This is a genomic window from Butyrivibrio sp. INlla21 (assembly GCF_900116875.1).
Classification (GTDB): domain Bacteria; phylum Bacillota; class Clostridia; order Lachnospirales; family Lachnospiraceae; genus Butyrivibrio.
Genome location: NZ_FPCC01000033.1, coordinates 1 through 26,354, shown reverse-complemented (window position 1 = coordinate 26,354; position 26,354 = coordinate 1). Strand labels below are relative to the sequence as shown.

Annotated in this window: 24 protein-coding genes; 3 read left to right on the top strand and 21 right to left on the bottom strand. The window is 40.5% G+C overall.

From position 1 onward, the window contains the following. Positions 1-321 precede the first annotated feature (321 nt). Genes BM377_RS14190 through BM377_RS14175 form a run of 4 tightly spaced genes read right to left on the bottom strand, consistent with a single transcriptional unit; the run spans position 322 to position 4,077 of the window. Positions 322-759 carry a GNAT family N-acetyltransferase gene (locus BM377_RS14190; RefSeq protein WP_207646918.1) on the bottom strand — a complete coding sequence of 146 codons (438 nt, stop codon included), beginning with the start codon at positions 757-759 and terminating at the stop codon, positions 322-324. Between the two features lie 12 nt (positions 760-771). After that, positions 772-1,617 (bottom strand): amidohydrolase family protein, encoded by an 846-nt coding sequence (locus tag BM377_RS14185; RefSeq protein ID WP_092249977.1) that lies wholly within the window; start codon positions 1,615-1,617, stop codon positions 772-774. Positions 1,618-1,629: 12 nt separating this feature from the next. Next, positions 1,630-2,508 (bottom strand): aldose 1-epimerase family protein, encoded by an 879-nt coding sequence (locus BM377_RS14180; protein WP_092249974.1) that lies wholly within the window; start codon positions 2,506-2,508, stop codon positions 1,630-1,632. Between the two features lie 21 nt (positions 2,509-2,529). Beyond that, a complete protein-coding gene (locus BM377_RS14175) occupies positions 2,530-4,077 on the bottom strand; it encodes a sodium:solute symporter family protein (RefSeq protein ID WP_092249971.1) in 1,548 nt (515 codons plus the stop codon). 195 nt (positions 4,078-4,272) lie between these two features. Here BM377_RS14175 and fsa point away from each other — a divergent pair, with 195 nt between their 5' ends. Beyond that, positions 4,273-4,926 (top strand): fructose-6-phosphate aldolase, encoded by a 654-nt coding sequence (gene fsa, locus BM377_RS14170; protein ID WP_092249968.1) that lies wholly within the window; start codon positions 4,273-4,275, stop codon positions 4,924-4,926. Between the two features lie 164 nt (positions 4,927-5,090). Here the strand turns inward: fsa and BM377_RS14165 are convergent, their stop codons facing one another. From BM377_RS14165 to BM377_RS14120, 10 genes are all read right to left on the bottom strand, one after another. Then, positions 5,091-5,966, bottom strand: a complete 876-nt coding sequence (locus BM377_RS14165; RefSeq protein WP_092249965.1) for a hypothetical protein — start codon at positions 5,964-5,966, stop codon at positions 5,091-5,093. 120 nt (positions 5,967-6,086) lie between these two features. Continuing rightward, complete coding sequence (locus BM377_RS14160) at positions 6,087-7,400, bottom strand: transglutaminase domain-containing protein (protein WP_092249962.1); 1,314 nt, start codon at positions 7,398-7,400, stop codon at positions 6,087-6,089. 96 nt (positions 7,401-7,496) lie between these two features. Next, positions 7,497-8,093, bottom strand: coding sequence for a metallophosphoesterase family protein (locus BM377_RS14155; RefSeq protein ID WP_092249959.1), 597 nt, complete (start codon positions 8,091-8,093; stop codon positions 7,497-7,499). Beyond that, entirely contained in the window at positions 8,090-8,578 is a 489-nt protein-coding gene (gene rnhA, locus BM377_RS14150) for a ribonuclease HI (protein ID WP_092249956.1), read from the bottom strand. Before rnhA ends, BM377_RS14155 begins: the two co-directional genes overlap by 4 nt. Continuing rightward, a complete protein-coding gene (locus BM377_RS14145) occupies positions 8,578-10,275 on the bottom strand; it encodes a MutS-related protein (RefSeq protein WP_092249953.1) in 1,698 nt (565 codons plus the stop codon). The genes rnhA and BM377_RS14145 overlap by 1 nt, the downstream gene beginning before the upstream one ends. A gap of 42 nt (positions 10,276-10,317) precedes the next feature. Continuing rightward, the gene (locus BM377_RS14140; RefSeq protein ID WP_092249949.1) at positions 10,318-11,148 is read right to left on the bottom strand and encodes a purine-nucleoside phosphorylase; all 831 of its coding nucleotides are present in this window, start codon (positions 11,146-11,148) and stop codon (positions 10,318-10,320) included. A 22-nt stretch (positions 11,149-11,170) separates the two neighbouring features. Beyond that, on the bottom strand, positions 11,171-13,102 hold the full coding sequence (locus BM377_RS14135) for a serine hydrolase domain-containing protein (protein WP_092249946.1): 1,932 nt from the start codon (positions 13,100-13,102) through the stop codon (positions 11,171-11,173). A 39-nt stretch (positions 13,103-13,141) separates the two neighbouring features. Continuing rightward, the gene (locus tag BM377_RS14130) at positions 13,142-15,037 is read right to left on the bottom strand and encodes a heavy metal translocating P-type ATPase (RefSeq protein ID WP_092249943.1); all 1,896 of its coding nucleotides are present in this window, start codon (positions 15,035-15,037) and stop codon (positions 13,142-13,144) included. 66 nt (positions 15,038-15,103) lie between these two features. Next, positions 15,104-15,319, bottom strand: a complete 216-nt coding sequence (locus BM377_RS14125) for a cation transporter (protein WP_092249940.1) — start codon at positions 15,317-15,319, stop codon at positions 15,104-15,106. Between the two features lie 20 nt (positions 15,320-15,339). Then, the gene (locus tag BM377_RS14120; RefSeq protein WP_092249937.1) at positions 15,340-15,699 is read right to left on the bottom strand and encodes an ArsR/SmtB family transcription factor; all 360 of its coding nucleotides are present in this window, start codon (positions 15,697-15,699) and stop codon (positions 15,340-15,342) included. A 210-nt stretch (positions 15,700-15,909) separates the two neighbouring features. On the opposite strand from BM377_RS14120, the gene BM377_RS14115 reads away from it, so the two are divergent. Then, on the top strand, positions 15,910-16,974 hold the full coding sequence (locus BM377_RS14115) for a helix-turn-helix domain-containing protein (RefSeq protein WP_177223901.1): 1,065 nt from the start codon (positions 15,910-15,912) through the stop codon (positions 16,972-16,974). Between the two features lies 1 nt (position 16,975). Then, complete coding sequence (locus BM377_RS14110; protein ID WP_092249931.1) at positions 16,976-18,286, top strand: MFS transporter; 1,311 nt, start codon at positions 16,976-16,978, stop codon at positions 18,284-18,286. Positions 18,287-18,293: 7 nt separating this feature from the next. Here the strand turns inward: BM377_RS14110 and BM377_RS14105 are convergent, their stop codons facing one another. From BM377_RS14105 to BM377_RS14075, 7 genes are all read right to left on the bottom strand, one after another. Further along, the gene (locus tag BM377_RS14105; RefSeq protein WP_092249928.1) at positions 18,294-19,181 is read right to left on the bottom strand and encodes a hypothetical protein; all 888 of its coding nucleotides are present in this window, start codon (positions 19,179-19,181) and stop codon (positions 18,294-18,296) included. 31 nt (positions 19,182-19,212) lie between these two features. Further along, complete coding sequence (rsmH, locus tag BM377_RS14100; protein ID WP_092249925.1) at positions 19,213-20,313, bottom strand: 16S rRNA (cytosine(1402)-N(4))-methyltransferase RsmH; 1,101 nt, start codon at positions 20,311-20,313, stop codon at positions 19,213-19,215. Between the two features lies 1 nt (position 20,314). After that, a complete protein-coding gene (locus BM377_RS14095; RefSeq protein WP_143104518.1) occupies positions 20,315-21,439 on the bottom strand; it encodes a hypothetical protein in 1,125 nt (374 codons plus the stop codon). A 153-nt stretch (positions 21,440-21,592) separates the two neighbouring features. Next, the gene (pgmB, locus tag BM377_RS14090; protein WP_092249919.1) at positions 21,593-22,249 is read right to left on the bottom strand and encodes a beta-phosphoglucomutase; all 657 of its coding nucleotides are present in this window, start codon (positions 22,247-22,249) and stop codon (positions 21,593-21,595) included. A 12-nt stretch (positions 22,250-22,261) separates the two neighbouring features. Then, the gene (locus BM377_RS14085) at positions 22,262-24,541 is read right to left on the bottom strand and encodes a glycoside hydrolase family 65 protein (protein ID WP_092249916.1); all 2,280 of its coding nucleotides are present in this window, start codon (positions 24,539-24,541) and stop codon (positions 22,262-22,264) included. A 3-nt stretch (positions 24,542-24,544) separates the two neighbouring features. Then, positions 24,545-25,393 carry a carbohydrate ABC transporter permease gene (locus tag BM377_RS14080; RefSeq protein ID WP_092249912.1) on the bottom strand — a complete coding sequence of 283 codons (849 nt, stop codon included), beginning with the start codon at positions 25,391-25,393 and terminating at the stop codon, positions 24,545-24,547. Further along, positions 25,393-26,238, bottom strand: coding sequence for a carbohydrate ABC transporter permease (locus tag BM377_RS14075; protein WP_092249909.1), 846 nt, complete (start codon positions 26,236-26,238; stop codon positions 25,393-25,395). Before BM377_RS14075 ends, BM377_RS14080 begins: the two co-directional genes overlap by 1 nt. Between the last annotated feature and the right edge of the window lie 116 nt (positions 26,239-26,354).

The following is a 26,354-nucleotide window of genomic DNA, read 5'->3' as shown; positions in this document are numbered from 1 at the left end:
AAAATATACATATAAAGCCAATTTTTCGGTCGCAGCTCACATGTGCAGAAAGTATTACCGCGGTACGACATCTCCACCAGATCTGGAAACCATCATTTCAAGAAATCTTGTACCTATTAGACCAGACAGGCACCGGGTAAGATACCAGTCTGCAAGAATCTTCAGAGGTTTCCTCTATAGGGTAGCATAAAGCTTTGAATTTTACACGTTAAGCTCAGGCGGATTTTAATCCGTCTTTTTGACGTGGAAATGACATAGAAAAAGAGGATGAAGGAACTATTCCAACATCCTCTTTGATTCTTTTTGTCCCCGAGTCCAATGTTAACTTAATGACATTGCTCTGTCATTGCCCTCCCAGACATTTAAGGTTATGTCACGACATCCAAATGTTTTCGCTTCATCTTTTACATATTCAAAGATTTTTTGTGCTACATCTTTTCCTCGGAAATTGGAATCAACACAAAGATCATCTATGTACATGTATTTAAAGTGCTCGACAAATGGCTTATCAGGCATTTCTTTAAGTTCGCAGAAAGCATAGCCCACAACAGCGTCGGAGACATCAGCAACATACACTCTCTTACTCTCATCATCAAGTATATCTTCAAGTTCAGCAACGCTGTACTTAGTGTGTCCTGAAACAAAATAATCCGGCTTGATTCTCGCATGAACTTCAAGCACCTGTGAAAGTAGCTCTAATATAGTTGGAATATCTTTTATTGTTGCTTTTCTGACAATAATTTTTGTATCTTTACTCATTCTTATATCCTTTTATAATCCAAGCACTTTGCGGGCTGTGCCTGAAAGAATATTATCCGTATCTTTTTCGGTAAATCCAAGCGACATAATATACTCTGCTGATTCTTTTTGTGATGACCATGGCGAGTCGCTTCCAAATAGTATCCTGTCACTTCCAAAAGCCCTAACAAGCTTCATAAAACTTTCTTTATCAAGCATAGCCTTGTCTTTATCATCCCAGTATCCATCTGAAAGAGCCTGTATTCTTCCGGAAGAAAAAGAAGTATCAAGATAAACAGAAGTATCCTGAAGATAAAGCGGAACTTCATCCCAATCGCGCCAACCACCCATATGAGCCAAAACAAACTTAAATTCCCCGATGGTGTTGATAACATTTCTGCACATCTTGGGAGAACAGTTTACAACTCCGGGGAACCCGATATCTAGCCCCGCATGAGTTATTACAATAAGATCATTTTCGCACGCGGCATATATGATATCAAGAAAAGGCTTGGAATCTATGTCAGTCTTTTGATATACAGGATGAATTTTAATACCCTTTATACCTTCATTCTTAAGGCGTCTAAGCTCCTCTTTGTACCTCGAGTACTCAGGATGAATGCAGCCAAAAGAAATAAGTCTGTCGTGATACTTCTCATTAATTCTAAAAGCTTTGTCATTGATGCCTTCAACCTGAGAAGCATTGGTCGCAACAGGTAAAAGGACGGACATATCAATGCCGCCCTTATCCATCAAATCTATAAGTCCCGAAACCGTACCGTTTGTGTGCGCTATTATATGAGCCTCTTTACTAAGGCTATCCACAGCCCGCGCAGCGATCGAATCGGGAAATGTATGGGTATGAAAATCAATAACCATATATTCAAACCTTTATAAAATCTCTATAGAAAAAGCTGTGTTAAAGCTCTCTCCTTTTTCTAATCTGTTACCATGTTCTCTGTTCTCAAGAGCGTGTCCGTAGCCAACTCTGTCGCATCTTCCGTTCCATGGCTCGATGCATACAAACGGCGCATTCTTTTTATCGGGAGACCAAACACCGAATAAAGGCGCATCAAAGCTGACTTTCACCTTATCCGCATCATCCTTTCGAACAATCATAACGCTGTCAGCCTGTCTGTCCTCAAATATAAGCGCATCCTCATCAAAGAGCTTTGGCTCGAGAGTAAGAACTCCTCCGGTAGTCTTAACATCGATTACCTTTTCGGAGAGACATCCGCTGCTCATATCGATAACACTAGACTTAAGCGTATCTTTTACCGCAGCTCCGTTTTTTTCAAACAAGAGCTCATCGGTGTTAAGATTGCAAGTAAATGCCGGATGAGCACCTATTGAGAAATAAAAAGTTCCGTCATTGTCATTCTTAACGTTATAAGAAACGGTAACCTTACTGCCTTCAAGCTTATAGCCTATCTGCAATGTAAACTTAAACGGATAGCCCTTCAAAGTCTCTTCTGTATCTTTTAATTCAAATAAAAGCTCATCAGAAGTTTCTTTTACCAAGTTAAAATCCATGTCTCTTGCAAAACCATGCTTGGGAAGCTCGTAAGTGACACCGTCATAGACGTACTTATTCTCCCAGAGTCCACCTACTATAGGAAAAAGAACCGGTGAAGTTCTTCCCCAGTACTTGGGATCAGCCTGAAACATAAATTCTTTTCCGGAATCAATCTTGGTCAAAGATCTAAGCTCTGCGCCGTGATCATTAACCTTAATTGCAATTTCATTATTTTTTAAAACATGTAGTGACATAAAAACCTCTTTTTACAAACATTACTCAGAATCATCTGAAAGTGATGTGCTCTGATGTACAAGTACTTCCTTGTTATAGCATGCAAATGCGCCGTCCACAAGATCCTTCGGAGGCTTCTTGGTAAATGCAGAGATTACAGGTACGATCACAAGTCCTGCGAGCATGCAGAATGCACCGGCGTTGATAGGTGACTGTAAGAGTGTAGGGAACTTAGGTCTTACAAGCATATTTGCGATCATTACTACTGTAGAAAATACGAAGTTAACCCAAACAGCTGCCTTTGTGATGAACTTAAAGTACAATCCGTAAAGGAAAGGTGCAAGGAATGCTCCCGCAAGTGCGCCCCATGAAACACCCATGAGCTGAGCAATAAACGTTACATTTCTCTTGTACTGAACAATTGCGATAACAACAGAGATTCCAGCGAATACAACGATCAGGATTCTCATGATAAGGAGCTGTTTCTTTTCATCCATGTTCTTAACTACATGACCTTTCAAAAGATCCAGTGTAAGAGTTGAACTACTTGTAAGAACAAGTGATGAAAGTGTTGACATTGAAGCTGAAAGAACGAGCACAACTACTACAGCGATAAGGAAATCCGGAAGACCGGAAAGCATTGTAGGAACGATGCTGTCAAAGCCGTTTGCCGCAATATCAATCTTATCGGAAAAGAGTCTTCCGAAACCGCCAAGGAAATAACATCCGCCGGCAACGATAAATGCAAAGAATGTTGAAACTATTGTTCCTTTTGAGATTGCTCTCTCACTCTTGATCGCATAGAACTTCTGAACCATCTGAGGAAGTCCCCATGTTCCAAGCGAGGTAAGGATTACGACACCGAGAAGATTTATGGGATCGGGTCCAAAGAACGAAGCAAAAACACCGGGAGTCGTTGAAACAGTCTCATCACTTATTCTTGCGAGTCCGTCGATAGCTGCAAGGAATCCGCCCTGTGAATTAAGAACGGCAAGTACAACTGCGCTGATACCGATCAGCATGATGATACCCTGAATAAAATCGTTGATCGCTGTAGCCATGTAACCGCCGGCGATAACATATATACCTGTAAGTACGGCCATTACAATTACACAGATTGAATAATCGATGTTAAAAGCCATACCGAAAAGTCTTGAAAGTCCGTTATACAATGAAGCTGTATATGGAATAAGGAAAATAAATGTGATAACGGATGCTGCTATCTTAAGAGATCTTCCGCCGAATCTTGCGGCAAAGAACTGTGGCATTGTTGCCGAGTCAAGATGCTGTGTCATGATACGAGTTCTTCTTCCGAGGATAACCCATGCAAGAAGTGAACCGATAAGAGCATTGCCGATGCCGACCCATGTTGAAGCAATACCGTATTTCCATCCGAACTGTCCGGCATATCCGACAAAGATAACCGCCGAGAAATAAGATGTTCCGTAAGCAAATGCCGTAACCCAGGGGCCAACAGATCTTCCTCCCAACACAAAACCACTTACGTCAGTAGAGTTCTTTCTGCACATCATTCCGATGTAGATCATTACAGAAAAGAAAACCAGTAACATTAAAACTTTGATAATCATACCTTCTCTCCTCTAATACAAATAGTCTTTCTACACTTTAACACTTTCAACCGGTAAAGTCAATTGATAGATAGCAATATTTGGGCAATTTTAGCTAATAATTTCATATTGAAAAATTACGAAATAGTGTTATATTTTAAGTTGTGTTAGTTTGGTAGTAAAAAGTATTAATGTATTAAAACAAGGAGTTAAATTATGAAGTTCTTTCTTGACACAGCTAATGTCGATGACATTAGAAAAGCAAATGATATGGGTGTCATTTGCGGAGTTACAACAAACCCATCACTTATCGCAAAAGAAGGCCGTGATTTCAATCAGGTAGTTGCTGAGATAGCTTCTATCGTTGACGGACCTATCAGTGGAGAGGTAAAAGCTACAACAGTTGACGCTGAGGGCATGATCAACGAAGGCCGTGAAATAGCTAAGATTCACAAGAACATGGTTGTTAAGATTCCTATGACCACAGAAGGTCTTAAGGCTTGCCACACACTTGCAGCCGAGGGAATCAAGGTTAACATGACACTTATCTTTACAGCAAACCAGGCTCTTCTTGCAGCAAGAGCAGGTGCTGCATTCGTAAGTCCTTTCCTTGGACGTCTCGATGACATTTCTGTTCGCGGAACAGATCTTATCTCTGAGGTTGCTGAGATCTTCAACATCCACAACATCTCAACAGAGATCATCGCAGCAAGTATCCGTCATCCCATGCACGTTACCGATTGCGCTCTTGCAGGTGCAGACATCGCAACTGTTCCTTACAAGGTTATCGAGCAGATGACACATCACCCTCTTACAGATCAGGGTATCGAGAAGTTCCAGAAGGATTACATTGCTGTATTTGGCGAGTAATTATTACATTCATTGCATACAAAAACGTCGAAGGCTTATGCCCTCGACGTTTTTTATTTCCCATAAATACAAAACAGACCGCCCATAAAATATGAACGACCTGTTTTGTAAAAATAACTATATATTAGATTTAAGTAACACCCGCAAATTAAAAATATTAAAAATTACTCATTGGTATCATCGATTTCTGCACTATCAGTTGCTTCTGCATCCTGATCATTCTCAGGGTAATTGATACCCTCAGAAGAGCAAAGATCTTCTTCATCATCCTCAACAATTGCATCCTTTGCAGCTATTGTAGGAGTACCTACAGCAGCTACTGTCGGAGTACCTAAAGCAGCAACAGTCGGAGTGCCTACAGCTGACATCTCTTCCTCAACTATAACATTGCCGTCCTGATCAAATGCAACAGGTGAGCCTAACATAGACATCTCTTCCTCAACTATCATATTACCATCCTGATCAAACACAACCGGTGAACCAAGCATATGTAACTTCTCTTCCTCATCATCGACATCGGGAACTGCTACAAGATCATCCTCAGAACCAACTTCAATAATCTTGCCGTCTACGATCTTAACTTCTACAGTATCTGACTCGCTCTCGGTATCCTCTGTGGGATCATCCATTCCGTCAGGAATCTCAGCATCATTCTCGGGATAGTTAATACCCTCTGAAGAGCAAAGGTCTTCCTCAGAACCTACTTCAATAATCTTGCCGTCTACGATTTTTACTTCTACTGTATCTGACTCGCTCTCGGTATCCTCTGTGGGATCATCCATTCCGTCAGGAATCTCTGCAGCATTCACAGCATCGTTCTCGGGATAGTTGATACCCTCTGATGAGCAAAGGTCTTCCTCAACGTCCTTGTCATCCTTCTCTGCATCGGGAGTCTGTACAACAGGCTCTGCAACAGCTGCCACCTTTACAGGAGGCTTTGCAGGAAATCTAAAAGGCATCTTCATGCAGGGCGAAAATGCCAGACTGGCATTAAGTATTACAAAAGCCACTGCTTTTGATAAAAAAACAAACTTAAACATTTCATTTCTCCTTCCATTTATTAAGCGTCAATGGGTGTTATCAAACCCTCTGAGATGAATTATAACATATTACATGCGAATTAACAATAGTTTATTTTTTGCGAAATCATTTATTTGCAATTAGTCATCATAATAAAACTCTCTGACCTCATTTGTTTTATATTCGCAATAATAAACAATATTATTTTCCGTATCCAGATCGACAAAATATCCATGCCAAAGCTCTTCATATCTCTCATCTGTAGCCTTATACATAGAATTGTCATTCACATCTTCTTTTATTGCATTCATTTTGTAGTAGGTCGGATCGAATTTGCCCCTCTTCTGTCTTGCATCATCAGACATAAGGAAGAAATTAAGCCTTGTGTGGTCATCGGCTTTATCCGGTTTATGTAAAGAGTATGTCGGATCGATATGATAATCGATACCGTTTATTCTAGCAAAGCTCCACTGATGACCGATCCTATCGGTTTCAATTACGATTCCCTCGCCGCCTCGCATAAAATCAGCCTGTATTCCGCATTGCAAGAGCAGATAAGAATACAAACCGCTAAGCTCCAGACAAATGCCTGTTTTCGCTTCAAACGCCCTATAGGGATTTAATCCGCTTCTATCCTCAAGGCCAAGAGCATCGTAGTCATAAGTATAATTTTGGCTTACGTAATCATACAAAAGAAGCGCTTTTTCAAAGTCCGAATACTCAGGTCTGACAGTTGTATTTAATACATCTTCTATCTGATATTGGAATTCGTTTACTCTGTTGAGAAATTCATCTACAGGAATCAGATATTCTATTTGAGCAACACCGTCATTGTAACTGACAGGCTTGATACAATTACTTGCCGGCGGGAAGAAATAATCTATAAACTGTTTCCTTGTCGCCCACTTTAAAGCCTCTTTGTTGGGACATTCAAAGGTGTCGTTACCTGCCATGAGTGCATCAACAAGATTAAATAGTGCTTCGCGCTTATCTTCCCCAAGCATCTGAACATCTCTGTCGGAACATACATGAGAATTAAATACATATCTTCCGTCTACAACATTCTGCCCAAATTCGTAACCCGTCTTAGGGCTAAACTGATAAGCATTTTCCTCATAATTCTGTTCCTGCTGATTATTCTCATATTCTACATAGTTCTGATTATCCCGGTATTCTTCATAATCTTGATTATCTTCATATTCCTCAATTTCATAAAAGAACCGGGTTCCGGTATTACCTGAATACTCATTGTCATATGTTTCATAGTCGGTTTCTGCATAAGTTTCCGTTTCCGTCTCCGATCCGTTTTCCGATTCAGATTCGGTATCGGATCCCGCATCGTACTGCGTCTGCTCATAAGCACTGTTTTCGTTCCGTGTCGAACCCAGCTCGGATATAGCAGATTCGGGAACTGCCCCAAAAACAAGTGCCAAAATCAGCACCAAAATTAACATGTTAGTCTCCTTCCGTTTATAAGCAAAAAAATAAGTAGTAATAATACTACTTATTTGACAGTCTAACACATTACATTAAATTTAACAACTATGAAATTATAATTTAATCCATTCAGAAAGAGTAAGCGGCGTGTAATCCGATCTCATACAAAAGCAATTGATCATATTACACGGGATCGTACTCTCATGCTCACTTCCTATCGGATAATACGGAGTACTTCCGATCATTTCTATTATCTTTTTCATAAGGACCTCGTCCCTTGTATCATGGACATGGCCGTATAACATATATGTCTTCGGATCGCCGTTATGTCTTTTCCTATATTGCCCGTCATAAAAAGGAATCGGATAATGGCAACATACAACCTTTTTCTGTGAATCAGTGATAACCCTATAATTATCTATCCATTCAAATCTGTCTCTGTCGAAATCCGGAGAATTAACGTATTTATCATGATTACCTGTGATCAGACAAAGCTTTCCCTTTAATTTATGGACAAGCTCGTTGGTCTCATCAACCTTACCAAGAGAAAGATCTCCGAGAATAACAACGGTATCTGCTCTCGTAACCTTGTCATTCCACTTTTGTATCATGTACTCATTCATTTCTTCACAGCTCTTAAAGCCGCGCTTATCCATCTTTTCATTAAGTGCATTATGAAAAAAATGGCAATCCGCAATATAATAGATCATCTGAGATCACCACCATCGTCATGAAGTAAAGTCGTTTCATCAGCGTCGGCCGCAGATGTTGCAAGCTCATCGCATCTCTCGTTTTCAGGATGTCCTGCGTGTCCCTTGACCCAGTTCCATTTAATATTATGAGGCTCGGCTGCCATAAGAAGTCTCTTCCAAAGTTCGACATTCTTAACCGGCTGTTTTCCTGCTGTTTTCCAACCTCTTTGTATCCAGCCTTCAAGCCACTTGTCATTAAATGCCTTGATAACATACTGAGAATCGGAATAAAGCATCACATCGCAAGGCCTGTTAAGGCTCTCGAGACCCACTATCGCACCCATAAGCTCCATTCTGTTGTTGGTAGTCTTATCGTATCCGGCGCTTAATTCCTTGATATGTTCTTGACCTTTGGCATCAACGTAGCGCATTACAACGCCGTATCCTCCGGGTCCCTCCGGATTTCCCCTTGCCGCACCGTCTGTAAATATCTCTACAAGCATTATGCCCATACTCCTGTTTCGGTAAATTTATCAGCAAGCTTCTGCGCCCTGTCGACGATTCCGCTATCGTAAGCAAGAACACCGAGAAGCTTAATAGCGTTACGATTGATCGCAGCGCCTTCTTTTATCATATAATCAAAATGAACATCATTATCGGTTACATTTCCCTCAAAATGATATAGATTAAACTCCTTATTCAAAAGAGCTGTCAGCTCAATATCATGCGTCGCTGCAAAACAAAGAACTCCGCTGTCCGCAAAAGATTTAAGTATCTCAGTGGAAGCAGCGATCCTCTCGACCGTATTGGTTCCTCTCAGTACCTCATCAACAAAACAAAGAACCGGCGCGCCCGTAGTCTTGGAAGCATCAATGATCCTCTTCATAGACTTGATCTCAACGATATAATAACTGTCGCCTTCAAGGATATCGTCGTTAAGAGCCATAGAGGAATATATCCTATAAAGAGGAGCCTTATAGCTCGTTGCCATCGCTGTATGTACACTCTGTGAAAGAATGGCATTGATCGCAGCCGTCTTAAGGAAAGTTGACTTACCCGAAGCATTGGAGCCTGTTATAAGCAGCCCTTTATCGGTATTAATGCTGTTTGGAACAGGTGTCTCTATAAGGGGATGAATAAGTTCTTTTGCACTATATCTTATTCCATCAGCGTCAGTCGAAAACTCAGGTACAGATACGCTTCCTTGCAAAGAAGCTCTAAAACATGCAACACTGATAAGTGCATCCAATCTTCCGAGAATGGTAAGAATGGTATCAAGCTCATTTCTCTTTTCCAAGATAAGCTTGTACATCTTGTTGAATTTAATAATGTCAACATGCGTCCACATCCTGATATAGTCAAGAAAAAGATCTGTCAGATTCGCAGAAGAATTCATTCTGGTCGGAGACATCAAAATATAAGATCCTCGTCCGAAGCCTTTAAGCTCATCGGCGGCACTCTTAAGCTTCTCTATATCATCCGTAAGCTCAGGATAATTATTCTTAGAAAAAAGAGCTACCGAATTGATCGCTTTAAGAACATATCTGTAGGTCTCAAGATAAGGCTCTATAGTGTTCTTTTGCCCAAAATACATGACAATATTTCCCACAGTAAGTGCAAGCAAAAGAATAATTCCAAGTCCGAATTTAAAGAAGCAAAGGACGATGGAAAGCAATATCAATACGATCATCAGGTAATGACGTTTATTACTGAAATCAATATTATTATCAAGAACCTTCAGATAATCGTAAATTGAATACCTTGATTTTCTTCCGATCTTATTAAAAATAAGCTGATACTTAAGACGCGCTTCGCCGTTTTCCGAAAAGAAAGAAATCTTTTTTTCCATGTCATCGAAAACAGACTCGCAATCATCGCCGGTCTGCGGTGTTCTGAGCATGTAATATAGATACTCTTCACCCGTAGCGGACAGGCAAAAATTCATCCTGGCAAAGACACCGTCCATATTAAGATCGTTCCAGGTGATATCGTCAATCTGAAATTCTTCTGTATGATTTTCATAATAACCCCTAATATGATAAAGCTCATACTCCTTGTACTTACGCATAGGGGCGTTACCGTAATTTTCTTTAAGCCATGCGGTCAGCTTTTTTTCGGAGACAATATTGTCTCTTACTCCAAGTAAATATGCAACAACGGCAAATCCCACAAGGGCCGCCAAAAGTGTAAATGATTCCATGTAAACTCTGTTCCTTTTATTTTTAGTCTCTTAATAATACGATCAAGCCTTAAATTTCTTGATAGACTCGGTAACAAGCTTGGTAAACAAAGGCGCAGCCTTATCTGCAGCCTCCTGAACTTCTTCATGTGACAAAGGAGTATCCGATAATCCCGATGCCTGGTTTGCAATGCAGGAAACGCCGCAAACTCTAAGTCCCATATGATTGGCAGCGATTGCTTCGTTAACGGTACTCATTCCGACAGCTGAAACTCCGAGCTTAGCAAGAAGCTGTATCTCTGCGGGTGACTCAAATGAAGGGCCTGTAAACTGGCAATATACGCCTTCTTTAAGAGTGATACCGTTCTCCTTTGCAGCTTCTTTGATGACAGCCTGAAGATCTTTTTTATAAATCTCGGACATATCGGGGAATCTTGGTCCGAGCTCATCAAGATTAGGTCCGATAAGCGGATTGGGTGCAAAGCATGAAATATGATCCGTAATAAGCATAAGATCACCTGCTCTGAAGCCTTCTCCGAGTCCGCCTGATGCGTTTGTAAGGAAAAGTATTTTTGCTCCGAGCATACCCATAAGTCTGACGGGAAGAACAACATCACTGATGTCATATCCTTCATAAAAATGAACTCTTCCCTTCATGCAGACAACTTTTACATCGCCCACATATCCGAAAATAAACTTTCCTGCGTGTCCCGGAACCGTTGAAACGGGAAATCCCGGAATATCTTTATATTCAATCTCTGTCTCAACCTTGATGTTTTCAGCGTAGTTTCCAAGGCCCGAGCCAAGGATAAGCGCAACATCGGGTTCAAAAGATGTCTTTTCTCTCACTGCATTTTTGCATGCGACCAATTTATCATATAACTTATTTGCCATAAAATAAGCCTCCTTTTTGAAATTACTTAATCAGTATACCATGTATTACGGGCTGTATCGAATTCTTTATAGCTTCAAGCAATACGTCCTTAACACCGCCTTTTATTATCCTGTTAAAGATCATACCCTGCATGCCGCCAAGCCCTTCAGGTGCGATGTTATTCATCCCATCGACCAGAATATCCCAGCCCGGCGTCTCATTTAATCTTATTTCGATACCCGTAGGAACGGAAGGATGGATAAACGTGCCCTTTTTGTCCTCTCTGTCGTAAGCACTGTCTTCAAAATGAATATTAAAAGTGCGAACGCAAGCTTCCTCAAGAAAGCTTATCTCATTACGGATAACAAGCCTGTTGTACTCATCAGTCGTACAAAAAGAGGTCATGGATACCTTATAATTTTCCCCGTGCATGTTTATGGTATTTACATATCTTTTACCGCCAAAGCCGCATCTTAAGCTGTAGATCTGCGTTCCCTCATATATATCTATGAAAAAGAAATTGCTGTCAAAAAGTCTGAATCCAATCTTAGATATTCCGTCGGTAAAATTGTTGTGTACAACCTGCATCAAGATAGGAAAAATTCCAAAGGTTTTATTTTCAAGCTCATATACTTTGCCGTTTAGCTTATGAAGCCAGGTCGCAATAAGCATATTTTCATTTCGGACATTATAAGACGCAACGGATGCTTTAAAGCTTGCTCTCTTAGACTCAAACTCGGCGACCTTTCTTTTGGTTCTTCCGCTTGTCATCGCAACAGTACGCTTCTTCCAGCCGCCGGCTTTTATTGTGGGAAAAGAGCTTGTATCTCCGCTTAGTGACTTACAAAGAGCCTGCAGCTCGGACTCTGCCTTAAAATCTTTTTCCAAAGCATGATCGAAAACTTCGATTTCTTTCATGCTGTTTCTTATCATAACAGCCATGGGCGAAGTCTGGAAAAGGTCGGCGTTTCCTGCGTTTGTAACAACGATCATATCGATATCGGGATAAACAAAAACGTTCTGACCAAGCATTCCGTTAAAAGCATAAGAACCGGGTCTGTCATCATTTATCCAAAGCTGATAACCATAATGCTCATTGTCATCTTTTCCCGTCTCAATCTGATGAGAAACAGATTCTTTTACCCATTCCTCGGGAATAAGCTGTACTCCGTTCCACTTACCGTTCTGCAGATAAAGTTGACCGAACTTAGCCATATCTTCCGTACGGATAAAGAGTCCCCATCCGCCTTTGGTGATATTCTGCGGACAACTCTCCCAGAAAATTCTTTTAATACCCATCGGAATAAAGATTCTCTCTCTGCAGAACTGAAACAATGATTGCCCTGTAATCTCGGTAACTATCGCGGAAAGCATGTAAGTATTCATGCTGTTGTATTCAAACTGTGTTCCGGGTTCAAATTTGGAACCCGCTTCAAGAAAGCCCTTTCTCCAGTCATTTCCGCTAAGCGCACCGGCTTCGTTAAAATCAACTCCGCTCGACATATTCAAAAGATGCTTAACCTTGATGGTCTTTTTGCGAAATCCGAAAGGATTCATCCTCGAACTGAAGATATCGCTTAGCTTATCTTCAACGGTGAGCTTTCCTTCGGATACAAGAATTCCGATAGCCATTGATACTATGCTCTTACACATAGAATAAGAGACATGCCACATATCAAGTGAATACGGGGTAAAAGAACTCTCGGCTATAACCTTTCCGTGACGAAGGAACATAACCTTATGCATCTTACAATCTTTATTTTCTGAAAGGCGCCTTATAAGAGACGTAAAAAAAGCAGAACCGACGCCTTCCTCTTCAGGTAAACTCCTCTCCAAAGGTGTCTCATCCACAAACGCCGGATTTTCGATAAAATCCGGTTTCTGAGGAGCATAGTCAACTTTGCTGATCTCGCCGGTCTCACCGGTTACGATCTTTAAGAGAAGTTCTCCAACGTCCAGTCCTGCTTTTGCCATATTATTTTATTTCCTCCGACAAGCGCAAAAAAGATTTACTTATTTATCAATCTTAAGTGCTCTCATGGAGTTAAGAATTGCGATCACCGCAACACCCACATCACCGAATACCGCAAGCCACATGGTAGTAAGTCCAAGTGCTCCGAGAATAAGAATGGCAGCCTTTACCACAAGAGCAAAAGTAATATTCTCTTTTACTATTCTAAGAGTCTTGCGTGCAATCCTGATAACAGTGGGAATCTTGGAAATATCATCGTCCATGATGACGATATCCGCAGCTTCAATGGCTGCATCGCTTCCAAGTGAACCCATAGCAATTCCGACATCTGCTCTCATAAGAACAGGCGCGTCATTGATTCCGTCACCTACAAACGCAAGCTTACTACCATTATCGCCTTCCAAAAGCATTTTTTCAACCCTGTCAACCTTATCGGCAGGAAGAAGCTCGTACAGAGCATCATCAATTCCTATCTCATTAGCAACATAAAGAGCTGCTTTCTTCCGATCGCCCGTTAGCATAACGGTCTTTTTTACTCCGGCAGACTTCATCGCTTTAAGAGCATCCTTAACGCCGTCTTTTATGATGTCAGAGATAACAACACATCCCATGTACTTGCCATCATAAGCAACATATACAACGGTTCCCGCACTGTCAGATTCGGTAAAAGAAATCTTGTTTTCATTTAGAAGCTTTTGATTTCCGACAAGAAGCTCTTTTCCCTTGTAATTAACAGATATTCCGTGCCCAGCTATTTCTTTTGCATCAGACAAAAGAGATCTGTCAACGTCTGAGTTTCCGCTAATCTTCTTGTAATGATTCATAATTGAAAGAGCTATCGGATGATTGGAGCTTGCTTCACCTGCAGCTGCCATCGTCACAAGCTCATTCTCGCTTATTCCGGCGCCTGAATCTACATTTACTTCTGTTACAGCAAACTCGCCCTTTGTAAGCGTTCCCGTCTTATCAAAAACAATCCTTGTTATACCTGCAGCAGCCTCAAGGAAATTGCTTCCCTTAACAAGCACACCGATCTTGGATGAAGCTCCGATTCCACCGAAGAATCCGAGAGGAACCGAGATAACAAGTGCGCAAGGGCAAGAAACTATAAGGAAGATACAAGCTCTTTTAATCGAATCGGCAAATGACAGCTGACCGAAAAGCGGCGGCAATATTGCAAGAAGAACCGCACCTATCGTAACTACGGGAGTATAGTATCTTGCAAATCTCGTGATGAAATTCTCCATCCTTGATTTCTTGTCGCTCGCATTTTCTACAAGCTCAAGGATCTTGGCAACCGTACTGTCCTCATAAGCCTTAGATGCTCTGATCTTAAGAACTCCCTCACCGTTAAGACAACCGCTTATTACTTCGCTTCCTTCAGAAGCTCTTCTGGGAACGGATTCTCCTGTAAGAGCCGCAGTATCTATGAAAGACTCACCTTCCACAACAACGCCGTCTACAGGTATCTTTTCACCGGCTCTGATAAGAAGGATATCTCCGACACTAACGTCCTCGGGATCGACTTCCGTTACCTGTCCGTCCTCACCGATGATATTGGCGTATTCGGGAGCAATGCTCATCATATCGGTGATCGCCTGGCGAGACTTTCCTACGGCAACACCCTGGAAGAGCTCTCCTATCTGGTAAAAGAGCATAACCGCGAGTGCCTCAAGATACTCGCCGATTCCGAATGCTCCGAATGTAGCGATCATCATCAGGAAATTCTCATCAAAAACCTGTCCATGTCTGATGTTTATCGCAGCTTTTTTGATAACGTCATAACCTATTGCAATATATGGGATAAGGAAGATGATAATCTTCAAAAGTAGCGGAACATTATCAAGCATTCCTGTTTTTTCCAAGATCAAAAGTACAAAGAATACCGCAAGAACAACCAGTATTCTGTTTCTCATTTTCTTTTGTTTCTTCGTCATAATATATACCTCTAAAAAAGGGAATGAAGTTTAAGTCTCCTCAAACATCACTCCCCGATTTTTATATCAAGCCTCAATCTCGCAGTCGGGCTCAACCTTCTTGCAGGCTGCTACAGCCTTTTCAAATACGGAATCAAAAACATCATCATTGGCTTCAAGAGAAAACTTCTGAGTCATGAAATTAACTCTGGCATTTATAACGCCTTCAACCTTCTTAACCGCATCCTCCATCTTTGCTGCACAGTTTGCACAATCTACTTCACACTTAAATGTCTTCTTCATAATCTTTATCCTTTCACTGTTTATTCATTAATATGATTAATGCCCTGATCGATTATGGTACGCACGTGATCATCGGCAAGATAATAGATGATTGATTTACCTTCACGTCTGTTTCCGACGAGCTTACTCTGCTTAAGTATCTTGAGCTGATGTGAAATAGCCGACTGAGTCATCTTGAGAGTCTCGGCAATATCGCACACACACATCTCGGATTCAAACAAAGCAAACAATATCTTGATCCTTGTTGAATCGCCGAATACCTTAAAAAGCTCCGCAAGATCGTAAAGCTCATCTTCTGAAGGCATTTCTTTATTGATCCTACTAACCAGATCTAAATGAACATCATGTAATTCGCAGTGTTCTACATCATTTAAAGCCATTTATTTCCCTTTCATTTAAACATATGAATAACTGTTCATATGTTTATATTAAAACCACTTCTTTCTTTTGTCAATAAAATAATTATAAAAATAACCCATACTGTTGGTATAATATTTATAATACAACTCGTATTACCGGTATCTGTTTTTACAGATATTCAAAATATATAATCTTATTGACCTGAAACAGATTTAATGGAGGAAACGCTCATGAAACTGAATCTATCTGAAAACATTAAAAGCTTTAGAAAAGAAAGAAAAATGACTCAGGAGAAACTCGCAGAAGCTCTCGGTGTCACAGTAGGCGCCGTGTACAAATGGGAATCCGGCCTCTCCACTCCCGAGCTATCTCTTATAGTTGAAATGGCTGATCTTTTCGATACATCGGTAGATGTTCTTCTTGGTTACAAGATGAAAAATAATCGTGTGGATCATATCGTAAAAAATATAAACAAGCTCTGTAAGTCTTTTGATAATGAAGCTATTACTGAAGTCGACAAAGCTCTGGTTAAATATCCCAATTCATTTGAGGTCCTAAATATCAGTGCGGAAACATATGGGTACTATGGCATAACCAAGCGTGACTGCGCAATGATGCGTAAATCACTCGATCTGTTTGAAAAAGTAATCTTATTGCTTCCTCAAAACACAAATCCCGCTATAAGTGAAGCTACGATAAGAGGAAATATGGCTAATATCCTTTTTATGCTTGGGGAGACCAATAACGGACTTGAAATTCTAAAAAAGTATAATGCCTCAGCCATGTATAGTGGCGTTATCGGTACATACATGACCATTTTTACAGATAATAAAGATGAAGCCGTTCCTTTTCTTTCAGAAGGTCTGGTTAGAGCATTTTCCGATATGATGACTTCTATCGTTGGTTATATCTTCTTTTTCTGTCATAAAAAAGAATGGAAAAAAGCGATTGAAATAAATAACTACGCTATCGCAATCATAAATGGCTTAAGAACCGACGAAAAATTCAATTCGCTTGATAAGATCCAATCAGAGCTTCTTGCCGCTCTTTCTTATCTTCAAAAGAAATCCGGTAAGAAAAAAGAATCTGAACGGACATTTAAAGAAGCAATCGAAACGGCTAAGCGATTTGATTCAAATCCCGATTACAGCATAAATTCGATGCGTTACGTGGAAAAAGAGGAAGATTTACTCATATATGATATTTTCGGAGCAGGAGCAATCGAAGCTATTCTTAAGGTTTTCAACAAACTGGGCGATGATGATCTCATCATAAAATGTAAGGAGTTAATTTAATTTGGAACCGGCAGTAATAAGTACAAATAAAGAAAACGTATTTCATAATAAAAACTTTTGCCTTGCTTTTCTTGGCGCGCTTGTATCAGAACTTGGCTTTGTCCTTTATAACTTTGCGGTCGGATTCTATATCTTGGAAATAACAGGTAACAATGCATTTATTCAGGGATTGTATCTGGCGGTCAGCGGACTGTCCATGCTTATTGCAACTCCTTTTGGAGGCGTTTTCAGCGATAGATACAACAAGGCTCGCATAATGTATATCTGCGACTACTTAAGAGGGGCAACAATAATCATTGCTACTGTTTTGATGCTTATTTTTAAAAATGCCGGTGCTCACGTTGCAATTCTTTTTGTTCTTGGAATGATTGGAAATGTAATAAGCGGAATCTTTGTACCGTCTGCCGAATCTCTTTTACCTATTATTGTAAAAGAAGAACAGCTTCAGCAAGCCAACTCATACAATGCCATGAAAACCGCTTTTGAAGGGATCATCGGAATCGTCCTTGCAGGAATATTGTATTCAATACTCCCCATTCACATACTGTTCTTTATAGTAGGACTTTGCTATGTGATATCGGGTGAATCAGAGATGTTCATAAAATATAAAAAAGAAGTTATTAAAGAAAAGATCACTGTAAATATCGCTTTAAAGGATATGAAGACGGGATTTGATTACATAAGAACGAAGAAGGGAATCACAGTATTACTCGTAGCTATGCTGTTTATCAATTTCTTTTTCACACCGGTCATGAATAACTTAATTCCTTATTTCATCAAAACCGATGTTGCCTACGCTCCTTCGTATCTGTTTGACAGTTTCTTAAAGCCGGAGATGTGGTCATCTGCATTTAATCTGTGCTACGGACTTAGTTCGTTTGTAGGCGCCGCTGTATTAAGCACAAGATTTCATGATGAAAAATGCGGAAAGAAAACAGCACACAGAATATGCGTGATCGCAATCGTAATGCTTACAATGACTGTGAGTTATATCGCACTTGTAAAAACAGGTGTTTCGCTTAATGCGTTTTTGGCTGTTTTATGCCTTATCGGAATAATACTCGGAACTTTGATAGCATGCGTAAACATACCGACTACTACCGCTCTCATGCGCATGGTAGATAAAAACATGATGGGAAAAGTCAGCAGCATCACGTCAATAGGTGCTCAGGGAATGGTCCCTATCGCAAGCGTGCTAGCAGGTTTGATCCTAAAGTATATTGGAAGTGCATCTTTATTGATGTTCTGTTCCGTGGGCTTTACATTAACAGCCCTGTTCTTGATAAAAAATAAAGATATAAACGAATTTTAAGAGCGCATTATTTGGGCTTATGCGCTCTATACTGTTCGTTGTAATCTATACCGAATATTCCGCCCTCTTTAAAGAGCTTTTCATATGGCAATCCGCCTGATTCTCCGACACCTGCATCTGATTTGATAGCCCTGTCTCTCCATGGAAAAAACAGCGGATTAATGTATGCTCTTGCATGAAACTGATTCTCCGCAGCATATGCATACTTATCCTTATCACCTGTCTGAATAAGTAAAAGAGCTGTCTTTTCATCTTCTGTCAGATGATCGGGATCCTTGATCGTCATGGTATGATCTTTTTTGTTATAAACACCCACGGTAGAAAGATACTCAAGAGTTTGTTTCCCGCCGTACTCATCAAACTCTTTGTACTTAAAAGGTAGTTTATATGCAGCGCCGTTTTTAAAGACATCATCATGAGCAACCTTATCAATTGCAAAGTCGGCGATCAGATAGCTTCCATCGCTCTTAGAATCGCAGAAATATTTTAATATGGCTTTATCGTTACATCTGTAAAACTTTTCTGCATGGACCATTTTATTGATCTGATCCATAGCGGAAGCGGACATTTCTTCATCTATTTCTTTTCCGTCTTTAGAATCGGATATTATCTTTTTAAAAAAACTAAGATCTATTGAATTAAAGACAACGGCTGTAGCCTTGCTCTTCTGTTCATCCATCGGTTCTCTGATTTTGATCATGGAATAAACAATTTTTCCGCCGTTTGTTTTTAAACCGGTGATATACCAATCATCTAAGCCCTTATAATCAAATTTTTCGGAATCTACTCCGGCGTCTTTACATATATCTTCGATAGACTTATCGATAATAAAATACCCGTCTTTTGTCTCTAGTTTATTAAAACTTATTCCGCATTTATCAAGTAGTTCTGTCATTATAGGTCGTTCTCTTTCCTTCACTTATAATTTATGCCTTGATTGCCCACCTAAGCTTGGTCGATTTACTTCTTGGATTAACTCTGCATTCTTCTGCAGAGGGTCTTATAACATCGGATGAGATATCACTGTATAGCCCGGCTTTCAGTCCCTCCTTGAACGCCTTCTTTACAAGTCTGTCCTCTCCCGAATGAAATGTTAGAATAGCCACTCTTGCTCCGGTGTTTAGTATAGTTGGGAGCTTTTCAAGAAATGTATACAGCACTTCGAATTCGCTGTTAACGTCAATCCTAAGAGCCTGGAATACTCTGGCACAGCTCTTTTTTATAGCATCTTTCTTTTCTTCTTTCGGAACCTTCCACAGCGCATCTTCTATAGCTTTACGAAGCGAAGTTGTACTGTCCATCGGATCGCCTTTTTTCATCAGATTAAAGACCTTATCCGCAATTTCCTCTGCATAGGGTTCGTCCGAGTTTTCTATCATCATGCCGACAAATTCATCTCTTGTGATGTTATGAAGACGCTCTGCTGCAGATTCTCCTCTTGTCGGATCAAGCCTTAAATCAAGTGGTCCGTCAATCTTATATGAAAAGCCGCGACTCGGATCGTCTATCTGCATCGATGATACACCAAGGTCCGCAAGTACAAAATCAAATTTACCGGCTTCTTCTGCGACTTTATCTATATTGGCAAAATTGGTAAGTCTGAACTTGAAAATATCCTCAGAAAATCCCGCGTCTCTAAGGCGTTTAACTGTCTTTTCCGATTCTATCGGATCGACGTCGAGGCCGTAGATGCAGCCTTTGGCAGAGCCCCCTCCTGACGTGGCGCAAGCATCACTACCGGTGTTTTCCTTTGATTCACCTACAAGCTGCTCAAGCATCTTACGTGTATGACCGCCGTATCCGAGAGTGCAGTCGAGTCCCTGCTCTCCGGGCTTTATTTTTAATACATCAAGTATTTCGTTTACCATAATTGAAATATGCATTCCCGCAGGAGTAGATCCTTTGGAGATTACTCGCGCAACGGTATCAGCATACTTCTCGGGATTGTGTTCTTTATATTTTTCCTCAAACTTCTTCGGGTATTTACCTGAATAATGTACCCTTCGTTTGTGCTGCTTCTCTTCCATTCTATAACCTTTCATAATAAATCTGAGTGTATTCTAACTTCTCGAACTCCTCGACATCAACTACTTCTTCGGATACACCAACTTCTTCTAACCTCTTCTTTTTCATCTTATCAAACTCATCCTTGGATAGGGACTTTGTTGCAAAACATTTATCGATAGATTCTTTAAGATTAGGAATGTCGGGATCCTCATCAATGTCTTTATCCGGATTATAGAAACCAAATGTGTGATACTTATGGGTATCATAGCTTAATGTGTATTCGGTAACAACGTATTTTTCATCAAGTTCCTCCAGTGATGGCATTGCCTCCCCGAGCCCATCTCTACGTACCGCTTCAATGTCATAAATCGGCTTTATCTCACCGGCACTATCAATAAAAGCATAAGCATCATAGTACATACACGCAGCATTTCCCGGGACTCCTGAGTTTCTAACTCCTCCATGCTCGTTAAGATCAACATCCCAACGCTCGCCCTGACAATAGCATGCAAAAACTACCTGCAACCTACTATCAATGTTTTTTATCACCATTTTAGAATCATAAAAAGGTGGGGTGGTACAATCTATACTCAATACAAGCTCGCGATCTCCATCCATACCGCAGTCAATAAATGAATAGCTTACCGACTCAACTTTGATATTTCGCTCATGGTCCGCATCAGATGGCGCAAAAGCATCATTGACTTCCTTTACCAATTGCTCAAGTGTGACATCCTGTTTTGACAAAAGATTAGTCAATCCACCATCATTCCATGAGTATGTAGCTTCATTTGTATCCTTACTATAATCCGAAAAGCTGATCGTGCCTTTTCCTGCCAGAAATTCATCATATAGATCACCGGATTCATTCGTGGCAAACATGAAGTCTCCAAGCAATTCTTCCTCGGTGTCTGTTACATTACCAGCCTCTTTAGAATCTTCGGCAACAGCATCTTGAACTGATTTGTCAGTTTCACACACATCTGTTTTATCAACGCTTGCCTTTTGAGCCTCATGCTCTGTTCCTTCGACATTTGCTTTCCCCGGCTTACATGTGTGAATAATAATAGCCACAAGCATCACTAAGATAACGGCTACTACACCAATTATTAACATTGGTTTTTTGTTAAATTTAAACTTATTCATAGAAAAATCACTTGCGTTGTCACGCATTACCCCTTCCCGTATTTATAAGCATCATTGTTAGTATATCAGCGATGGCTAAGTCGCTCAACACCGACATAGAAAAAGGATCGGATTATGATCCGATCCATCTCTACTCAATTTTAATTTTCAAATTCATGATATCAACTTTTCAAACACTTCCATCGAAAGCTCTGACGTACTTCCAAGGATCACATCTGCTTCATGCATCTGAGCGGAGCTTCCGACTCCGACAGCTTTCATTCCGGCTGCTTTGATCGCTGTGATTCCGGCTTCGGCATCTTCGACTCCGATCGCATCTTTGGGAGCAACTCCCAGAGAATTTATGCAGTCAAGGAAGATATCCGGAAACGGCTTACTTCTCTCAATCTTCGCTGCATCCGCTATATAATCAAAATAGTCTTTTACACCAAGTCTATTGATTATAAAAGGTGCATTTCTACTGACGCTGGCAAGCGCGATCTTAATTCCTTTTTCTCTTAAAGCTTTCAAACTAGGAAGGATTCCGGGAAGCAGATCGTCCGGAGTTATCTTTTTTATAAGCTCCTTATAAATCTCATTTTTCTTTGTCGCAATCTCATTTTTCTTATCTTCGGACATCGAATCCCTTCCGGGGCCGTTATCCAATATAAGATTAAGTGATTCCATTCTGGATACACCTTTTAACTTCTCGTTGTAATCCTTATCAAATGAGATTCCAAGTTCCTTCGCAATTATACTCCACGCCTCATAATGATACTCGGCAGAGTCGGTAATAACTCCGTCAAGATCAAAAACAACAGCTTTTAACATACCAAATAAACCTCATACTTTTACAACAGTTTTCTTCTTTGTAATCTTTGTCTTTTTGCCATAGATCTTCATGGCAAAAGCCTCTCCCTCTTCTAAGACCACAGACACCTCTTCTTTGGTAACATCGGTGCGTATTCTACTTCCCATAAATCTGATCTTAAAGCTGTAGCCCGACCATTTATAAGGAACAAAAGGCGCAATCGATATTCCTTTTTCGTTTATGGATAAGCCCGCAAAACCATAAACCACAGCCATAAATGAGCCGCCCATATTTGCGGTATGAATTCCGTAAGAAGTATTATCGTGAAGATCTCTAATATCAAACTCCGCTGAATTTCCAAAGTACTTATACGCCTTATCCTGCATTCCAAGCTTTGATGCAACTATACTAAACGCACACTTTGATAAAGATGAATCATGCGTCGTGATCTTCTCATAATATTCAAAGCTCTTTTTCTGCGTATTCTTCTCAACCGCATCAGGAAAAAGAAAGAACGCCATAACCGTATCGGCCTGCTTACAAACCTGATATCTGTACAGATGTAACGGATGATAATGCAAAAGAAGCGGGAAATCGCTCTTCGGTGTAGCCTTAATATTCCAAACAGGCTTATCAAAAAACGAATCATCCTGCGGAATAACTCCGTCCTTACTTATTTTAGGAAAATACATCTTATCCGCTGCTTCCGACATTTCTTTTATTTCAGCGGCGGTTATCTGCACCTTTTTCTTAAGCTCTTTTTCTATGCCTCTTTCCTTAAGAAGCTCATAGAACTTAACAGCCCACGAAAGGTTATACTTGGCAACGCGGTTCGTGTAATAGTTATTGTTGACCATACACGTGTATTCATCGGGCCCCGACACATCGTTGATCCTAAAGGTACCGCCCACGTAATTTCCTACATCGAGCCAGAGTCTTGCAGTCTCAATAAGGATCTCTTCTCCGTATTTCTTGATAAAATCAAGATCTCCCGTCGTCAGATAATAATTAACTATCGCATAAGCAATATCGCCAACGATGTGATACTGCGCGGTTCCCGAAGGAAAATATCCCGAGCACTCAACACCCGTTATAGTTCTCCAAGGAAAAAGAGCTCCCTTCTTATGTCCAAGTAACTTCGCATTTTCTTTTGCTTTTTCCAAAGTCCTGTATCTGTAGGAAATAAGCATCTTCGCTAGATACGGATCCGTAAGAACAAAGAACGGGATCACAAACATCTCGCTGTCCCAGAAATAATGGCCTTCGTAGCCTTCACCGCTAAGACCTTTCGCAGCGATATTTCCGTAGCTGTCCTTCGCGGATGAACACAGAAGCTCATACATATTGAAATTAACGGCTTCATTCATCTTGGGATCGTTATGGATCTCAAGCATTGAACCTGCCCAAAATTCCTCAAGATAAGCCGCCTGTTTTTTGTAGTAGTATTTAAGTCCGTTATCCAGAACCTTAGCCATCTTTTCTTTTGCCGAGGACAAAGGATCCTCGCACCTAAGCGAATCGGTAAAAATCGAATACTTAACTAAAGTTACGCTCTCGCCCTTTTTAAGATCACTTACAACATCACAAGTAAGGTTTCCGTCTTCGTCTTTTACCGTACAAAGTCTCGACTTGGCATCAGAAATCTCATGACTTACAACCGAGCAGCATTTAAGCTTACTTCTTGAAGTCTCGCAGAGCGCATAGCTTACGCCATCATTTATTCCCGCTTCAATAGTGCTTATAAACTTTGGACTCTCCGCAGCAAGCCTTGGATCTGTCGGGTCGCTGTAGTTCATAACTTCCGGAATATGCTTTGATGAAAACAACAAACTTACATTTCCCGAAAGCGCGGTAACTTTATATTCAATGGTAAAAAGAGACAGCTCCTCAAAAGAAGTCATTCTTTTAATGTTGATACCTATCTTATCTCCCTTTGGTGACTTCCATTCGATATCTCTTTGGGTAATTCCCGCGTCCATGTCGAGAGTTCTTTTATACTTAAGAATATTCCCCTTCAACATGTCAAAAGGCTCACCGTTAACGAAAAGATAAATCGTCTGCGTATCTGCGATATTCAGCATAGTATCTTTTTTCTCGATGAAATTGCACAGATTCTCCGCCTGCTTCATATCCACGATGTCATAGAAACCGTTTATATAGGTTCCGCGCATAGTGTTAAAATCAGCGGGAACGCCCTCTTCAAGGCAACCTCTGACACCGATATATCCGTTGGCGTTGTGAAAAAGAGTCTCGTAAAGAAAGCTATCTTTTTTTGATAGCGTCTTTATGTTCTTTTGAAAAATCTTAGCCATAGATCATCCCTTAACGGCGCCTGCCGCCACACCTTCTACAATATATTTCTGACATGCCAGATAGAAAATAACGACGGGAATGATGGTGACAACAAGTGCCGCCATAGCCTCATTCCAGCTGATCGTATACTGACCGAAAAACTTGGCTGTCGATATCGGAATGGTTCTGTTTGCCGTTGACTTTAAAGTAAGCGAAGGCAAAAGATAGTCATTCCAGATCCAGATAACATCAAGGATAATAACAGTCATTGTCGTAGGCTTGAGCATCGGGAAAACTATCTGCCAAAAGGTCTTCCAAGTATTGCATCCATCGATCGTAGCAGCTTCTTCAAGCGAAACAGGGATTGATGAAATAAAGCCGTGATACAAGAATACTCCCATTCCCGCACCGAAACCAAGATACATAAAGATAAGTCCCGGAATAGTGTCGGTCATCTTGATTCCAAGTGTAAATCCAAACCAGTTCATCTCCTGCATAAGAGGCATCATGATGGTCTGGAAAGGAATGAGCATCGTAGCAACAAGAATGTCAAAAAGAACTACCGAAAGCTTGTTGTTACTTCTCACAAACATCCACGCTGTCATGGATGCAAATATAACGATCACAGTTATCGAAATGACTGTGAGAATAAGTGAATTTTTAAGTGATGTAAAAAAGTTCATCTTCTCAAGAGCACTCATGTAATACTGAAGCGATAAGCTCTTCGGAAGAGACACCATGTTCTCATACATCTGAGATCTGCTCTTAAATGAGTTGGTCAAAATAAGATAGATCGGAAACAGATAAAGTACGCAAAAGAGAACGGTGATCACATTTAAAAATGTCTTTAAAGGCTTTGAATAATAAAGCATTACAGTGCCACCTCCCTCTTCTTGGTTATACTTACCTGAATAAGTGTAATAACGGCGATAATAAGGAAGAATATGATCGCCTTAGCCTGGCCGTATCCAAAATTACTCAAGCTGAAAATTTCGTTGTAGATATTTAGCGAGAACATTTCAGATTGGTAATTTGGTCCCACACCAGTAAGTGAAATATTCACATCGTAGATCTTGAAGCAATTTGATAACGATAAGAAAAGACATATCGTAAACGAAGGCATAAGCATCGGAAACTTTACTTTGAAAAGAGTCTGCATATAATTTGCTCCGTCAACCTGTGCTGCCTCAAGTACATCCGCAGGGATAGCCATGATTCCCGTGATATACACGATCATCACATATCCCGCGAGCTGCCATGTTGTAACCACGATCATCGCGATTATGGATTTAACAGGGTCTGTAAGCCAGTTTCCCCATTCAATCGATAAAAAGAACTCCTGAAAAACGCTCTTCCAGATATAACCAAGGATAAGTCCGCCGATAAGATAAGGCATAAAAAGCATTGTCCTTGCGACGTTTCTTACTTTAAGCTTGGTCGTAACGATAAGTGCGAATATGATTCCCAAAAGATTTACCGTCACAACAGATATAAGCGTAAATATGGTTGTTCTTACGGTTGCATTTAAAAACTGTTTGTCCTTAAAAACGTCCGCGTAATTCTTAAATCCCACAAATGTAGCGGCATGCTTTGCCAGTCCATCCCACTCAAAGAATGAATACCCTATACCGATCACAAACGGGATCACCACGACGATCATGAATATTATCATAAGAGGCGCAGTAAACAGCGCGTACCACCCTTTCCCTATTTTCATCCGTAACCTCCAAAATCACTTAATATACTCTCGGAATCTATAAGCCAGTAACAATGCGGCTTTCAGATTCCTTTTTTATTAAAATCCCCCACTTTTTTATCAAAAAACACTTGACA

Excerpts from the sequence above, each read along its gene's own strand:
- BM377_RS14160 (WP_092249962.1), bottom strand. The coding sequence starts at position 7,400 with ATGTTAATTTTGGTGCTGATTTTGGCACTTGTTTTTGGGGCAGTTCCC.
- BM377_RS14135 (WP_092249946.1), bottom strand. The coding sequence starts at position 13,102 with ATGGCAAAAGCAGGACTGGACGTTGGAGAACTTCTCTTAAAGATCGTA.
- BM377_RS14085 (WP_092249916.1), bottom strand. The coding sequence starts at position 24,541 with ATGGCTAAGATTTTTCAAAAGAACATAAAGACGCTATCAAAAAAAGAT.
- BM377_RS14105 (WP_092249928.1), bottom strand. The coding sequence starts at position 19,181 with ATGACAGAACTACTTGATAAATGCGGAATAAGTTTTAATAAACTAGAG.
- BM377_RS14080 (WP_092249912.1), bottom strand. The coding sequence starts at position 25,393 with ATGCTTTATTATTCAAAGCCTTTAAAGACATTTTTAAATGTGATCACC.
- BM377_RS14175 (WP_092249971.1), bottom strand. The coding sequence starts at position 4,077 with ATGATTATCAAAGTTTTAATGTTACTGGTTTTCTTTTCTGTAATGATC.
- BM377_RS14185 (WP_092249977.1), bottom strand. The coding sequence starts at position 1,617 with ATGGTTATTGATTTTCATACCCATACATTTCCCGATTCGATCGCTGCG.
- BM377_RS14180 (WP_092249974.1), bottom strand. The coding sequence starts at position 2,508 with ATGTCACTACATGTTTTAAAAAATAATGAAATTGCAATTAAGGTTAAT.
- BM377_RS14140 (WP_092249949.1), bottom strand. The coding sequence starts at position 11,148 with ATGGCAAATAAGTTATATGATAAATTGGTCGCATGCAAAAATGCAGTG.
- rnhA (WP_092249956.1), bottom strand. The coding sequence starts at position 8,578 with ATGCTTGTAGAGATATTTACAGACGGTGCGGCAAGGGGAAATCCGGAG.
- BM377_RS14165 (WP_092249965.1), bottom strand. The coding sequence starts at position 5,966 with ATGTTTAAGTTTGTTTTTTTATCAAAAGCAGTGGCTTTTGTAATACTT.
- BM377_RS14145 (WP_092249953.1), bottom strand. The coding sequence starts at position 10,275 with ATGGAATCATTTACACTTTTGGCGGCCCTTGTGGGATTTGCCGTTGTT.
- BM377_RS14075 (WP_092249909.1), bottom strand. The coding sequence starts at position 26,238 with ATGAAAATAGGGAAAGGGTGGTACGCGCTGTTTACTGCGCCTCTTATG.
- BM377_RS14155 (WP_092249959.1), bottom strand. The coding sequence starts at position 8,093 with ATGATCTATTATATTGCGGATTGCCATTTTTTTCATAATGCACTTAAT.
- BM377_RS14115 (WP_177223901.1), top strand. The coding sequence starts at position 15,910 with ATGAAACTGAATCTATCTGAAAACATTAAAAGCTTTAGAAAAGAAAGA.
- BM377_RS14190 (WP_207646918.1), bottom strand. The coding sequence starts at position 759 with ATGAGTAAAGATACAAAAATTATTGTCAGAAAAGCAACAATAAAAGAT.
- pgmB (WP_092249919.1), bottom strand. The coding sequence starts at position 22,249 with ATGTTAAAAGCTGTTGTTTTTGATCTTGACGGAGTTATTACCGACTCT.
- rsmH (WP_092249925.1), bottom strand. The coding sequence starts at position 20,313 with ATGGAAGAGAAGCAGCACAAACGAAGGGTACATTATTCAGGTAAATAC.
- BM377_RS14120 (WP_092249937.1), bottom strand. The coding sequence starts at position 15,699 with ATGGCTTTAAATGATGTAGAACACTGCGAATTACATGATGTTCATTTA.
- fsa (WP_092249968.1), top strand. The coding sequence starts at position 4,273 with ATGAAGTTCTTTCTTGACACAGCTAATGTCGATGACATTAGAAAAGCA.
- BM377_RS14130 (WP_092249943.1), bottom strand. The coding sequence starts at position 15,037 with ATGACGAAGAAACAAAAGAAAATGAGAAACAGAATACTGGTTGTTCTT.
- BM377_RS14095 (WP_143104518.1), bottom strand. The coding sequence starts at position 21,439 with ATGAATAAGTTTAAATTTAACAAAAAACCAATGTTAATAATTGGTGTA.
- BM377_RS14125 (WP_092249940.1), bottom strand. The coding sequence starts at position 15,319 with ATGAAGAAGACATTTAAGTGTGAAGTAGATTGTGCAAACTGTGCAGCA.